The sequence below is a fragment of the Streptomyces sp. NPDC058964 genome, from assembly GCF_042741275.1.
GTDB lineage: Bacteria > Actinomycetota > Actinomycetes > Streptomycetales > Streptomycetaceae > Streptomyces.
The window spans coordinates 34,296-47,788 of sequence record NZ_JBHYKH010000009.1 but is presented as its reverse complement, the minus strand read 5'-3'; the positions used below and the strand labels follow the sequence as shown (position 1 = coordinate 47,788).

At 73.8% G+C, this 13,493-nt stretch carries 12 protein-coding genes and 2 pseudogenes; 7 read left to right on the top strand and 7 right to left on the bottom strand.

Translation table 11 applies throughout. From position 1 onward, the window contains the following. Positions 1-319 (top strand): annotated as a pseudogene (locus ACFW2E_RS02360) (ricin-type beta-trefoil lectin domain protein); the annotation flags it as partial. Between the two features lie 65 nt (positions 320-384). Here ACFW2E_RS02360 and hutI read toward each other — a convergent pair. From hutI to hutU, 4 genes are read right to left on the bottom strand one after another with little or no spacing between them, the layout of a single operon-like run. Then, the gene (hutI, locus tag ACFW2E_RS02355; protein WP_384460067.1) at positions 385-1,557 is read right to left on the bottom strand and encodes an imidazolonepropionase; all 1,173 of its coding nucleotides are present in this window, start codon (positions 1,555-1,557) and stop codon (positions 385-387) included. 35 nt (positions 1,558-1,592) lie between these two features. After that, entirely contained in the window at positions 1,593-2,942 is a 1,350-nt protein-coding gene (locus ACFW2E_RS02350) for a formimidoylglutamate deiminase (RefSeq protein WP_384460064.1), read from the bottom strand. Next, complete coding sequence (locus tag ACFW2E_RS02345; RefSeq protein ID WP_384460061.1) at positions 2,939-4,156, bottom strand: allantoate amidohydrolase; 1,218 nt, start codon at positions 4,154-4,156, stop codon at positions 2,939-2,941. Before ACFW2E_RS02345 ends, ACFW2E_RS02350 begins: the two co-directional genes overlap by 4 nt. Continuing rightward, complete coding sequence (gene hutU / locus ACFW2E_RS02340) at positions 4,153-5,817, bottom strand: urocanate hydratase (RefSeq protein WP_384460058.1); 1,665 nt, start codon at positions 5,815-5,817, stop codon at positions 4,153-4,155. Before hutU ends, ACFW2E_RS02345 begins: the two co-directional genes overlap by 4 nt. Before the next feature lie 131 nt (positions 5,818-5,948). Between hutU and ACFW2E_RS02335 the strand changes: the two genes are divergently transcribed. The 5 genes from ACFW2E_RS02335 to ACFW2E_RS02315 all read left to right on the top strand — a co-directional run bounded on the left by ACFW2E_RS02335 (position 5,949) and on the right by ACFW2E_RS02315 (position 9,673). After that, positions 5,949-7,361 (top strand): diaminopimelate decarboxylase, encoded by a 1,413-nt coding sequence (locus ACFW2E_RS02335; protein WP_384460056.1) that lies wholly within the window; start codon positions 5,949-5,951, stop codon positions 7,359-7,361. A gap of 169 nt (positions 7,362-7,530) precedes the next feature. Next, the gene (locus tag ACFW2E_RS02330) at positions 7,531-7,920 is read left to right on the top strand and encodes a hypothetical protein (protein WP_384460053.1); all 390 of its coding nucleotides are present in this window, start codon (positions 7,531-7,533) and stop codon (positions 7,918-7,920) included. Continuing rightward, on the top strand, positions 7,917-8,726 hold the full coding sequence (locus ACFW2E_RS02325; protein WP_384460050.1) for a transcriptional regulator: 810 nt from the start codon (positions 7,917-7,919) through the stop codon (positions 8,724-8,726). Before ACFW2E_RS02330 ends, ACFW2E_RS02325 begins: the two co-directional genes overlap by 4 nt. A gap of 31 nt (positions 8,727-8,757) precedes the next feature. Further along, positions 8,758-9,270, top strand: a complete 513-nt coding sequence (locus tag ACFW2E_RS02320; RefSeq protein ID WP_384460047.1) for a roadblock/LC7 domain-containing protein — start codon at positions 8,758-8,760, stop codon at positions 9,268-9,270. A gap of 28 nt (positions 9,271-9,298) precedes the next feature. Next, on the top strand, positions 9,299-9,673 hold the full coding sequence (locus ACFW2E_RS02315) for a hypothetical protein (RefSeq protein WP_384460044.1): 375 nt from the start codon (positions 9,299-9,301) through the stop codon (positions 9,671-9,673). A gap of 2 nt (positions 9,674-9,675) precedes the next feature. Here the strand turns inward: ACFW2E_RS02315 and ACFW2E_RS02310 are convergent, their stop codons facing one another. The 3 genes from ACFW2E_RS02310 to ACFW2E_RS02300 form a co-directional block, all read right to left on the bottom strand. Next, positions 9,676-10,269 carry a hypothetical protein gene (locus ACFW2E_RS02310; protein ID WP_384460041.1) on the bottom strand — a complete coding sequence of 198 codons (594 nt, stop codon included), beginning with the start codon at positions 10,267-10,269 and terminating at the stop codon, positions 9,676-9,678. A gap of 109 nt (positions 10,270-10,378) precedes the next feature. Next, positions 10,379-11,221, bottom strand: coding sequence for a MurR/RpiR family transcriptional regulator (locus tag ACFW2E_RS02305; protein ID WP_384460038.1), 843 nt, complete (start codon positions 11,219-11,221; stop codon positions 10,379-10,381). Beyond that, a complete protein-coding gene (locus ACFW2E_RS02300) occupies positions 11,218-12,726 on the bottom strand; it encodes an aromatic amino acid ammonia-lyase (RefSeq protein ID WP_384460035.1) in 1,509 nt (502 codons plus the stop codon). Before ACFW2E_RS02300 ends, ACFW2E_RS02305 begins: the two co-directional genes overlap by 4 nt. Positions 12,727-13,279: 553 nt before the next feature. On the opposite strand from ACFW2E_RS02300, the pseudogene ACFW2E_RS02295 reads away from it, so the two are divergent. Further along, positions 13,280-13,493 (top strand): annotated as a pseudogene (locus ACFW2E_RS02295) (hypothetical protein); the annotation flags it as partial.

Sequence of the window (13,493 nt, the reverse complement as noted above, 5' to 3'; positions counted from 1 at the left end):
CGTTATCCCGGCCCCCGGCGCGTCCACCACCCCCCGGCGGGGGCGCCTCGACCCCGCCCGCGGGGTGCTCCAGTCCGCCGCCGACCCCGACTTCTGTCTGGACAGCCGGGGCGACGTCGACCGGGGTGTCGGCATCTGGCACTGCAGCTCGGTCTACGGCGACCACGGCGACAACCTGCGGTTCACGGTGGACCCCGACGGGGTGATCCGCCCGGAGATCGCCGTCGAGACGGGCGTCACGGCGGACGGGGACCGCTGGGTGTCGCTGGAGCCGTTGAGCGGGGGGCCGGAGCAGCGGTGGCTGGCGGGGGCGGGATGACCGCGTCCGGGTCTCCCGTGCGGCCCCGCCGGCTCATCCCGCCGGCGGCCTGAGGCCGGACCGCCTCAGACCTCGCGCGAGCCCCGCCGCCACACCCCGCTGACCAGCGGAACGCCCGGCCGGTAGGCCAGGTGCACATGGCTCGGGGCGTCCAGCAGGATCAGGTCGGCGCGCGCGCCCGGGGTGAGGCGGCCGATGTCGTCGCGTCGCAGCGCCGCCGCACCGCCCGCCGTCGCCGACCACACGGCCTCGTCCGGCGTCATCCCCATGTCCCGCACCGCCAGCGCGACGCAGAACGGCACCGAGGAGGTGAAGGACGAACCGGGGTTGCAGTCGGTGGACAGGGCGACCGTGACACCGGCGTCCAGGAGACGGCGGGCGTCGGGCCACTGCGCCCGGGTGGAGAACTCGGCGCCGGGCAGCAGCGTGGCGACCGTACGGCCGTCGGCCAGGGCGTCCACGTCCGCGTCCGTGAGGTGGGTGCAGTGGTCCGCGCTGGCCGCGTCGAGTTCGACGGCCAGTTGCACTCCGGGGCCGTAGGTGAGCTGGTTGGCGTGGACGCGCGGGTGCAGGCCCTTGGCCTTGCCCGCCGTGAGGATCGCCCGCGCCTGGTCGCCGTCGAAGGCGCCCTTCTCGCAGAAGACGTCGATCCACCGGGCGTACGGCGCGCAGGCGTCGAGCATCTCGCCGGTGACCAGGGCCACGTAGGCCGCCGGGTCCTCGGCGTAGTCGGGCGGGACGATGTGGGCGCCGAGGTAGGTGACCTCGTCCGTGTGGGCGGAGGCGATGCGCAGGGCGCGGGACTCGTCGGCGACCGTCAGTCCGTAGCCCGACTTCGTCTCGAACGTCGTCGTGCCCTGGCGGAGGGCCTCGCCCAGATAGCGGGTGAGGTTCGCCTCCAGCGCCTCGTCGGTCGCCGCCCGGGTCGCCGCGACCGTCGTGCGGATGCCGCCCGCGCTGTACGCCCGCCCCGACATGCGCGCGTTGAACTCCTGCGTACGGTCGCCCGCGAAGACCAGGTGGGAGTGGGAGTCGACGAAGCCCGGGAGGACCGCGCGGCCGCCGGCGTCGACCCGGTTGTCAGTGGCGGGTGCTTTGCTGGATTCACCGGTCCACACGACGCGGTCGCCGTCGATGACGAGGGCAGCGTCCTGGATCAGACCGAGGGGGGATCCGTCACCGAGGGAGGGGTCGTTGGTGACCAGCGTGGCGATGTTGGTGATGGCGGTGCTGCTCATGGCGTCCTTGTCGGTGGGCGGACTGGGTGGGGGCGTCAGGCGCGCAGGGCGTCCACGGCGGCGGCGAGCGCCTGGGGCACGTCGGGCACGAGGGCGTGCGCACCGTCCCGTACGACGCGTCGCCCTGCCACGATCGTGTGGCGTACGTCCGCTGCCGTCGCGGCGAATACGGCGGTCTCGGCGCCGAGCCTGGGCAGCGGCCCCGCTGTCCTGACCGAGTCGAGGGCGATCGTCGTCAGATCGGCGAGCGCACCGGGCTCGATGGTGCCGGCCCCGTCCCAGCCCAGGGCCGCATGACCGTCCGCCGTAGCCGCGCGCAGCAGCGCCGCGGCCGTCCAGTGGCCCCGGGTGCGGGTGCGCAGTCGCTCGTCGAGCTCCATCGCGCGCGCCTCTTCGAGCAGGTCGATGACGGCGTGGCTGTCGGAGCCGAGGGACAGCGGGGAGCCCGCGCGCTGGAGGGCGACCGCGGGGCCGATGCCGTCCGCCAGGTCCCGCTCCGTCGTGGGGCACATGCAGGTGCCGGTGCGGGAGCCGCCGAGGAGGGCGATGTCCTCGTCGGTGAGGTGCGTGTTGTGGACGCCTGTGGTGCGCGGGCCGAGGACGCCGTGGTCGGCGAGGAGCCGGGTGGGCGTGCAGCCGTGCGCCTCCTGGCAGGCGTCGTTCTCGGCGGTCTGCTCGGACAGGTGCACATGGAGCGGGGCCCGCCGTTCCTCGGCCCATCGCGCGACGGTCGCCAGCTGGTCCGCGGGCACGGCCCGTACCGAGTGGATCGCCGCTCCGATCCGTGCGTGATCCCGTTCCTTGAGAAGTGAACAGCGTTCGGCCCAGGCCTCCGCGCTGCCGTCGGAGAAGCGCCGCTGGTGGACGTTGGGCGGCTGTCCGAAGCCGGAGGACAGATAGGCGGTGTCGAGGAGGGTGATGCGGATGCCGGCCTCGGCGGCGGCCGCGATCAGCGCCTCGCCCATCGCGTTCGGGTCGGCGTAGGGGGTGCCGCCGGGCGCGTGGTGCACGTAGTGGAACTCACCGACCGACGTGACACCGGCCAGCGCCATCTCCGCGTACACGGCGCGGGCGAGCGCGTGGTAGGTGTCCGGGGTCAGCTTGTCGGCGAACGAGTACATGACCTCGCGCCACGTCCAGAAGGTGCCGGAGCCGACCTGGACGGTGCCGCGCAGCGCGCGGTGGAAGGCGTGGCTGTGGGCGTTGGCCAGCCCGGGAAGGGTGAGACCGCGCAGGATCTCGGCGCCGGGCGGCGGGGTGGTTACGCCGGTGCGGACGGCGGTGATGCGGCCGTCCGCCACCTCGACGGCCACGCCCGGCTCGACGTGGGTGTCGAGCCAGGCGTGTTCGAGCCAGTACGTCTGTGTCTGCCGCGTCGGTGTCACCTGCAGGCCAGCCCTTCCAGTACGTCGGCGAGCGCGGTCACCCCGGCCTCGCAGTCGTCCTCGGCCGCGAACTCGGCCGGGGAGTGCGAGACGCCGGTGGGATTGCGTACGAACAGCATGGCGGTCGGGATCCGCCCGGAGAGGATTCCGGCGTCGTGTCCGGCACCGGTGCCCAGGACGGGCACCCTGAGGTCGGCGTCCCTGCCGAGGATGCGGACCAGTTCGTCGCGCAGGGCGTGGTCGAACTCGACGACCGGCGTGAAGGACTCGCGGACGACGTCGAGGTCGATGCCGTGTGCGGTGGCGTACTCGCGGGCCGCCTTCTCCACACCCGTGACGACGGTGTCGAGGGTCTCCTGGTCGGCGGCGCGGGAGTCCAGCCAGCCGCGCACCAGGGAGGGGATGGCGTTGACACCGTTGGGCTCGACCGCGATCTTGCCGAAGGTGGCGACGGCACCGGCGAGTTCGGCCTCGCGGCGGGCGGCGAGGACCGTCTCGGCGTACGACAGCATGGGGTCGCGCCGGTCGACGAGGCGGGTGGTGCCGGCGTGGTTGGCCTCGCCGCGGAAGTCGAAGCGCCATCGGCCGTGCGGCCAGATGGCGCTGGCGATGCCGACCCGGTCGCCGGAGATGTCCAGTGCCCGGCCCTGCTCGACGTGGAGTTCGACGAAGGCGCCGATGCGGGCGAGCCGCTCCGGGTCCGGCCCGATGGCGTCGGGGTCGTATCCGGCGGCCTCCATCGCCCGCGGCAGCGTGACGCCGTCGCCGTCGGTCAGCCGGTGCGCCTGCTCTGCGGTGAGCCGGCCCGCCGTGAGCCGTGATCCCACGCAGGCGAGCCCGAACCGGGCGCCCTCCTCGTCACCGAAGTTGACGATGGCCAGTGGCTTGTCGAACCGCACCGCCCTGCCGCGCAGTTCGTCCAGCGCGGCGAACGAGGACACGACCCCGAGGGGCCCGTCGAAGGCCCCGCCGTCCGGCACGGAGTCGAGGTGCGACCCGGTGACGACGGCGTCGCCCGCGTCCGGGTCGCCGAGCCACGCCCACTGGTTGCCGTTGTGGTCCACCTCGTAGGCCAGCCCGCGCGCCTCGGCCTGCTCCTTGAACCAGGCACGGCAGTCGGCGTCGGCCCCGTACCCGCCATCGGGGCGGTCGCCGCGGGCGGGGGCGCTGCGCCCGACCGGCAGCAGCTCCCCCCACATGCTGTGGAAGGTCACGCCTGGTCACCCTCGCGCATGGGCACCCGCACACCGCGCTCGGCCGCCACCGACTCCGCGATGTCGTATCCGGCGTCCACGTGCCGGATGACACCCATGCCGGGGTCGTTGGTGAGGACGCGGCGGATCTTCTCGCCGCCGAGCTTGGTGCCGTCGGCGACCGTCACCTGGCCGGCGTGGATGGAGCGGCCCATGCCGACGCCGCCGCCGTGGTGCAGGGAGACCCAGGACGCGCCCGAGGCCACGTTGACCATGGCGTTGAGCAGCGGCCAGTCGGCGATCGCGTCGGAGCCGTCGAGCATGGCCTCGGTCTCGCGGTACGGGGAGGCGACGGAACCGCAGTCGAGGTGGTCGCGGCCGATGGCCAGCGGGGCCGCCAGCTCGCCCGACGCCACCATGTCGTTGAAGCGCTCGCCGGCCTTGTCGCGCTCGCCGTAGCCGAGCCAGCAGATGCGGGCGGGCAGGCCCTGGAAGTGGACGCGCTCGCCGGCCATCTTGATCCAGCGGTGCAGGGACTCGTTCTCCGGGAAGAGTTCCAGGATCGCCTTGTCGGTCTTGGCGATGTCCGAGGCCTCGCCGGACAGGGCGGCCCAGCGGAAGGGGCCCTTGCCCTCGCAGAACAGCGGGCGGATGTAGGCGGGGACGAAGCCGGGGAAGGCGAACGCGCGGTCGTAGCCGGCCAGCTGGGCCTCGCCGCGGATGGAGTTGCCGTAGTCGAAGACCTCGGCGCCGGCGTCCATGAAGCCGACCATCGCCTCGACGTGCTTGGCCATCGACTCACGGGCGCGGGTGGTGAAGCCGGCCGGGTCCTTGGCCGCGGCGGAGGCCATGTCCTCGAACTCCACGCCCAACGGGAGGTACGACAGCGGGTCGTGGGCGGAGGTCTGGTCGGTGACGATGTCGATCGGGGCGCCCTCGGCGAGCATGCGCGGCAGCAGCTCGGCGGCGTTGCCGAGCAGTCCGACGGAGAGCGGGCGGCGGGCGTCGCGGGCCTCGACGGCGAGCTGGAGGGCGTGCTCCAGGGAGTCGGCCTTCACGTCCAGGTAGCGGTGCTCGATGCGGCGCTCGATGGCGCGCGGGTCGCAGTCGATGCAGATCGCGACGCCGTCGTTCATGGTCACCGCGAGCGGCTGGGCGCCGCCCATGCCGCCGAGGCCGGCGGTCAGGGTGATGGTGCCGGCAAGGGTGCCGTTGAACTTCTTCGCGGCGACGGCGGCGAAGGTCTCGTAGGTGCCCTGGAGGATGCCCTGGGTGCCGATGTAGATCCAGGAGCCGGCGGTCATCTGGCCGTACATGGTCAGGCCGAGGGCCTCCAGACGGCGGAACTCCTCCCAGTTGGCCCAGTCGCCGACCAGGTTGGAGTTGGCGATGAGGACGCGCGGGGCCCACTCGTGGGTCTGCATGACGCCGACCGGGCGGCCGGACTGGACCAGCATGGTCTCGTCCTGCTTGAGGGTGCGAAGGGTGCGCACCATCGCGTCGAAGGAACGCCAGTCGCGGGCGGCCTTGCCGGTGCCGCCGTAGACGACGAGCTTGTCGGGGTGTTCGGCGACCTCGGGGTCGAGGTTGTTCTGCAGCATCCGCAGGGCGGCTTCCTGCTGCCATCCCAGGGCGCTCAGTTCCGTACCGCGCGGCGCTCGTACGGGGCGGGGTCCTGACATGGTCTGCCTCCTAGCGGATTGCTCACCGGGGGATTGTTACTTCTGCTATTCACATCCTTGCGCTCTGAATAGAGCTAGTCAATACATCGGGTGCGGCGGCGGCGGCGCGTCGCGGGTGTTTGGCTGGATGCATGGGTGCGGACGGCGACAGGACGGGGGGCGTGGTGGGCGGCTGCGGCGACGGGTACGGGGGCGACGAGGAACGGGTCGTCCGGCGCGACGAGGCGGTGCGGGCAGCGGCGGAGCGGGGGCTGGTCGGGCCCGGGGCGCCCGTCGCCGGGCTGCTGGACGTCATGGGCATCCGGGAGTCGGCGGCGGCGCTGCGGGCGGCGTTCGACTCGGTGGTGGCGCCGGGCACGCCGGTGCTGCACGCCTTCGCGGTGAAGGCGACCCCGCTGGTGCCGGTGCTGCGGCTGCTGGACGCGGCGGGCGTGGGCGCGGAGGTGGCCAGTCCGGGCGAGCTGGCGCTGGCGCGCGCGGCCGGGATCCCGCCGTCCCGCACGGTCCTCGACTCGCCGGCCAAGACCGCGGCCGAACTGCGCGAGGCACTGGCGCTGGGGATCGCCGTCAACGCGGACAACCCGCAGGAGCTGGACCGCGTCGACGCGCTCGTACGGTCCGCCCCGAGCCGGTCCCCGCTCGGGATCCGGGTGAATCCGCAGGTCGGCGGCGGCTCCATCGAGGCGACCTCGACGGCCACGCCGACCTCGAAGTTCGGCGTGGCGCTGCGCGACGAGGGGGCCCGGGAGTGGGTCGTACAGGCGTACGCCGACCGGCCGTGGCTGACCCGGCTGCACGCGCACACCGGCTCGCAGGGCATTCCGCTGTCGCTGATGGCGCAGGGCGTGGCGGAGACGTACGCGCTGGCCGAGGAGATCAACGCGCGCGTGGGGCGGCGGCAGATCGATACGCTCGACATCGGCGGCGGGCTCCCGGTGAACTTCACCTCGGACGCGACGGCACCGACGTTCGCGCAGTACGCGCGGCTGCTCGGCGAGGTGGTGCCGGGGCTGTTCGACGGGCGTTACGGGCTGGTGACCGAGTTCGGGCGGTCGCTGCTGGCCGAGCACGGGACCGTGCTGGCACGGGTGGAGTACGCCAAGAGCGCCGGCGGGCGCCGGATCGCCGTGACGCACGCGGGTGTGCAGGTGGCGACGCGCACGGTGTACGCGCCGGAGGCGTGGCCGCTCAGGATCGCCGCGTACGACGCGAAGGGGCGGCCCAAGTCCGGGCCCGAGGTGGTGCAGGACGTCGCGGGCCCGGCCTGTTTCTCGGGCGACCTGCTCGCCCGGGCGCACGCGATGCCCCTTTTGGAGGCGGGCGACCTCGCGGCGGCACTGGACACGGGCGCGTACTACTTCGCCCACCACTACGCCTACAACTCCCTTGCCCGGCCGGGCATTTACGGCTTCGCCCCGGACGGCTCGGGCGGCCTGGCCTTCGCGACGGTGCGCGAGCCGCAGACGCTGGACGAGATCGTGGCCGAATCGGGAGGGGCTCACGCGTCCGCCCTCACCGCCCTTCGGGCTTCGGGAAGCCGTTGACACGCCCCGACTGCCACGACGATCAACTGAAGTGAAAGCAGGCAAGCTGACCACCCTAGCCCTAGGCACGCATGTTCCACCGGAAAATGCCATAAGACTCACCCCTCGCGCACACGTTGCGTAGTGTCTCCGTCACTCAGCCGGAGTTCCAGGTGGGAGGGGAACCGGGGTGCCCGGAATCGACGAGTGCCTGCTCGAAGCTATGCGCCTGCCCGGTGCCCGGGGTGCGGCGCTGGTGGACTGGACGAGCGGGCTGGCCCTGGGCGCCGTCGGGGAGGCCCCCGGCGGTGACCACGAGACGACCGCGGCCGAGGCCGCGGAACTGGCCCGGCTGGCCGCCGAGCACGGTGCCTTCGCGGCCGGGGATCCGGACGACGAGCGGCCCCCGGTCGAGGACCTGATCGTCAGCAACCGGGACAGCTACCACCTGCTGCGGTTCGTGGTCACGTCCTTCGACAGCACCGTGTTCCTGCATCTGTGGCTGGCCCGCGAGGACGGCAATCTCGCGCTCGCCCGCATCCGTCTCGGCGAGATGGCCGATCGGCTGGTGCTGGCATGACCGTGGTCGGGACGCCGCCGCCGCTGCCCGTGCGGGACAAGGCGGGCGCACGGGAGCAGGGCCAGGGCGCCCTCTCGCCGATGCTGACCCGGCTCGCCGACGAGCGGGCCACCGGCGTCCTCGTCCGCGAGCACGGCACCCTGCACCTCACCGAGGGCCGCGTGGTGCACGCCGAGAGCCCGCTTGCCCCCGGTCTCGACGTGCTCCTCACGGCCCACGGCGCGCTCGCCCCGGGCGACTGGAGACAGGCCGCGGACCGGGCCGGCGGCCCGGCCGGCGCCGCCCGTCTGCTGCTCGACACCGGCCGGCTGAGCGCGGGCGCCCTGGAGCTGTGCCAACTGAGTGCGCTGTACGACGCCGGGTACTTCGCCCTGGCACCCAGCAGCACCCCGGGGCGTTTCCGGTACGGCACCGCACCCCGCGTCTCCGTCCTGCGGCCGTTGCCGGTCACCGCCCTGGAGCGGGAGACCCTGCGCCGCCGGGCGCTCCTGCACCGCATCTTCCCGGACCCGGTCACCGACAGCGCGCCGCTGATCCGGGCCGATCCCGTGGCCGCCCCGCCGGTCCCCCCCCGGCAACGGGCGGTCCTGGAGCGGCTGGACGGCGTCCGCACCGCGTCGGACATAGCGCGGGAGCTGGGCAGGAAGGCGTTCCACACGCTGGTGGACGTACGCCGGCTGGCGGCGGCGGGACTGGTGTCGCCCGGCCCGACGGCGCCCGGACCGGCGCCCCCGCCGCTTCCCCCGGTCACCGACCCCGACATCGCGCTGCTGAAGAGGCTCAGGAATGCGCTGGAGGCCCTTTGAACGGAACCGACCCGCCGAGAGGGGAGATCTGATGGCGGCCCAGCCCGACATCGTGGACGAGCTGCGCCGGCTGCGCAGCCGCGTTCCCCAGCTCACCGGCGCCCTCGCGGCGGGCGTCGACGGTCTCGTCGTCGCCCATGACGCCCCGGGCGTCGACCCCGAGAGCCTGGCGGCGCTGACCGCGGCCGCGCTCGGCGTCGCCGTGCGGATGGCGGACACGACGGGGCAGGGCGACTTCCGGGAACTGCTGGTGCGCGGCTCTGACGGCTACATCGCGACCTACGCGGCGGGCCGCAGTGCCGTCCTGACGCTGCTCGCCCAGGACCGGGTCAACGTGGGCCGGCTGCACCTGGAGGGCCGCCGGGCCGGCGCCCGGATCGGGGAGCTGGTCGACGCCGCCGAGGCCGCCGCGGCCAAGAAGCAGGTGCGCCCCGCACCGGCGGCCAGGTCGGCCGCCCCGCGCACGCGGCCCACCCGCACACCACGAACCACCGCCACCGACGGGCGCACGGCAACCGACGCGCGCACCGCGACCGACAGTTGAGAAGCATCAAGGGAGAAGAGGCAGCACGATGGCCAACACCGAGACCGCTCTGAAGGAAGCCCTGACCTCGATCGAGGGCGCGACCGGAGTCGCGCTCGTCGACTACACCAGCGGTATGGCGCTGGGCACGATGGGAGGCAGCAAGAGCTTCGACCTGAACGTGGCCGCGGCCGGCAACACCGACGTGATCAGGGCCAAGATGCGCACCATGGAGCACCTCGGCCTCAAGGGCGAGATCGAGGACATCCTGATCACGCTGTCCAGCCAGTACCACCTGATCCGGCTGCTCAAGGGCCGCGGCGGCAACGGGCTGTTCCTCTACCTGGTCCTCGACCAGTCCAGGGCCAACCTGGCGATGGCCCGGCACCAGCTGAAAAGGATCGAGGAGGAGCTCGAGGTCTGAGCTCAGACGAGCGCCGCGGTGCGGCGGCGGGTCCCGCCCGGGGCCGCGTCGCCCGCGGCGATGCCCGTGCCGCGGTAGGCCTTGACGGCCTTGCCCGCGGGGCGGCCGCCGCGCTTGTCCAGCCAGTCGACACGCAGCCACAGCAGCGCGTCCTCGGCCCGTTCGCGGCGGCCCAGCCAGGCGGCCTTCAGCCGCAGCCCGGTTCCGGTCCCGGCCAGCAGCATGCCGCCGGCCGCGGGCACGGCGAAGGAGCTGCCCAGCGCGACGGCGAAGGCGAGCAGCAGCCACCAGCGGTGTCCCCGGCGCCAGTTGCGCACCGTCACCGCACGGTCCTGCAGCACGTCGTGCCTGCCCGCACGGGCGGCGCCCCGGGCCAGGGCGGCGTACCGGCCGCGGCGCGCGTAGGCCACGGCGGCGGCGCCGATGACGAACAGTGCGGCCCCGGCCAGAACGCCGATCCGGCGCCCGGTCACCCCGGGCGGCAGGACGCCGACGCCCGCGGCGAACACCCCGCACCACCACAGCGGCGCCGCCCCGGCCCGTACGACGACGGCCACCCGGGCCAAACCCTGTCCTCCGCGTTCTCCGCGCGCCATGCTCCGCCTCCCAGGCCTGCTGCGAAACTCCCGTCGGACGGGCACGGTAGCGAGCCAAGGTGAGACGAGTCTGAGAGCCGCGCGGACCAAACCGCCGGGCCGCGCCGGGTCAGTCCACGAACAGACCCCGCGCCGCCGCCCGCGCGTCGAACTCCTCCAGCCGGACCTGCGCGTCCGGCAGGTCGTCGCACATGGCTTCCAGCAGCACCCGCCCCAGCAGCATGGGCGCGCAGGCGGTGTCGAAGGCGAGCCCGGTGCCGACGGCGGCGGGCAGCAGCAGGTCCGAGTGCCTGGCGACGGGCGCGAACGCCGAGTCGGCGACCGTGACGACCGTAAGGCCGCTCTCCTTGGCGTAGGCCAGGGTGTCGACGACCTCGCGCGGGTGGCGCGGCAGCGCGAAGCACAGCAGGGCCGAGGCGCCCGCGCGTACGGCCGCGTCGATGCGGTCGTGGACCATCGTGCCGCCCTGGTCGAGCAGCCGGACGTCCGGGTGGACCTTGGCGGCGAAGTAGGCGAATCCGTAGGCCTGGGAGGCCGCGGCCCGCAGCCCGAGTACGGGCAGCGAAGGGGAGGCGGCCAGGATCCGGCCCGCCTTCTGCACCGGCCGCGGGTCGGCCAGCAGTTCGGCCAGGTGCCGCAGGTTCTCGATCTCGGCCTCGACGGCCTGCTGGTACTCGTTGTACGAGCCCGGACCCGCGGCAGGCTCGGCGGGCACCACCTCGCGCAGGTGCCTGCGCAGCGCCGGGTAGCCGTCGAAGCCGAGGGCGACCGCGAAGCGGGTCACGGACGGCTGGCTGACCCCGGCCAGTTCGGCCAGCTCCACGCTGGACAGGAACGGCACGTCGGCGGCGCGCCGCACCATGCTGTGCGCGATGCGCCGCTGGGTCGGCGTGAGCCGGTGCCCCTCGAAGAGCGCCTGCAACCGTGTGGCCGGGCTGTCGGTCACGCTCATGACGTGCTCCCCCTCCAGATGTCCGTGAACCGGTCGAGCAGTGCGGCCGCCGATGTCACGTCGTCCGTGAGCGGCCGGTCGGCCAGGTCCTCGTCGAGCACCGACTCGGCGAGCGTCAGCGCCCGCCCGGCCGGTAGCTCCGGATCCGGTTTCAGGTCGCGCTGGCGCAGCGCCCGTACGGCGGCGACGAGTTCGCAGCCCACCACCAGACGGTACGCACCACAGGCGCGCAGCGTTTGCCGGGCGGCGAGAGAGGCGAAACTGGCCTGTTCCTCGACGCCCCGGGAGAGTACAGCGTGGCCGAGGGAGGCGGGGGCCGAGAAGGCCCGCAGGTCGCCAAGGGCGGCCCCGGCGGCGTACTCCAGGATCATCACGCCGGAGGAGGCGGACTCGTGGTCGGCGAGGAAGGGGCGCAGCCGGGTGTAGGCGGGCTCGTTGAGGGTGGACAGGCGGGACGTCGACAGGCGGGCCACCTGGGTGACCGCGAGCCTGAAGTGGTCCAGGGCGAGGGCCAGTTGGGCCTGGTAGAAGCCGCCGTGGTGGTAGGCGGCCAGGTCCTCGGGGGAGATGAGGGGATTCTCGGCGGCCGCGTTGATCTCGACCGTGAGCACTCGCTCCAGCGCGTCGGCCGCGTCGTGCGCGGGGCCGTGGATCTGGGGGAGGCAGCGAAAGCCGTACGGGTCCTGGATCCGGCCGAGCGGCGGGGTGGGCCGGTCGGCGGCGCCGATCAGCTCCCGCATCCGGCGGGCGACTTCGACGGTGCCGTGGTGCGGACGGGCGGCGTGGACGGGGGCGGCGTACGCCTCGTGCGATCCGTCGACGGCCAGGAGGGAGAGGGCGGCCACGACCTGGGTGGCCTCGATCAGTCCGCGCAGTTCGTGCAGCGCGAGCGCGGACTGCCCGAGGGTGAGGGCGTTGCTGCTGATGAAGGCCAGGGCGTCGTTGTTGTCGAGCGGCTGCGGCCCGGGGGCGCCCGCTCCCCGCCACGGGTGCTCGCCCGCCAGTGCCAGCCCGGCCTGCGCCAGTGCCGCGATGTCGCCCGTGCCGACCGAGCCGAACTCGTTGACGACCGGGTGCGCCCCGCTCTCCAGCGCCTCGCACAGCGCCGTGACGACGGTGGGCCGCAGCCCGGCGCCGCCGGCCAGCAGCTGGTTGGCGCGGACGGCGAGCATCGCCCGCACCTGCCTGGCCGGCAGCTCGTCCCCGATGGCGCCGGCGTGGCTGCGCAGCAACCTGAGGCCGTGTCCGGCGGCCGCCTCGGTCGGCACGTCCTCGTTCCGGTTGGCGCCGACGCCGGTGGAGCGGCCGTAGACACGGCCGGTGGCGGCGATCTGCCGGGCGGCGTCCCAGGACTCCGTCACCCGCTTCATGGCGTCGTTCCCGGGGACCGGCCGTACGGCCCCGTCCGCCAGACGCACGACGTCGTCGATGCCGAGGCCGATGCCGTCGAGCACCACCACCGAGGAGGGCGCGTCGGCAAAGGCGCCCGCGACCTGGGACGACATCACGGCCCCGCCTCCTCGAACCAAGCTATTCAGACACCATGAACTTTGCATGCCGCTATGCAGTCAGGCAAGGGGAGCACTCGACCAAGCGACGGCGGGGCGGGAGCGGTGATCCGGCGAGGAGTCGACCACGAGGCACCGAACAGGCCCGGACCGACACGCAGAGTGACGGCGCAGACGCGCCACGCTCGGCGAACCGCTCGCCGGCAACCGGCACTACGCCTCCGGGCACCCGCCGCGCCGGCCGGAGAAGGGCCGGGAGAACAGCCCGGGTCCGCGACGTCATCCGCGCCGGTCCGGCCTTCGCAACGGCCCATGTCGCCGTCGCGCGTCTCTTCTGCACCGGGCTCGTCCCCTGCCGCCCTGAGAAACCCCGCGCGGACAGGGGGGCTAACCCCAGTGCGGCGCGGACACCGACTCCCTAACGTGGCCCGTATGACGGGAATGGAGGCGCAGGACGCCGACCTGAAGAAGGAACTCGACGCCACTCTGCAGGCCCGCAGGGAGCTCGGCGAGGAGTACGAGCCGGCGCGGGGCGAATCCATCCTGGTGAATGGGGGCCACCGGGGGCACAACCCGGGGGGACCCCCGGGGGGGCCGCCCCCGGGGGGGGCCCGCCCCGGCCGCCCCCCCCCCCCGCCGCACCCTGCGCGACCCGGACCTGGAACGCCGGCTCTCGGCCGCCGTACCGCACACCACCACCCCCACCCGGGGGCGCCTCGTCGAAGTGCTCCGGCGCCCCGACGGCGACCAGCTCGTCGTCCGCC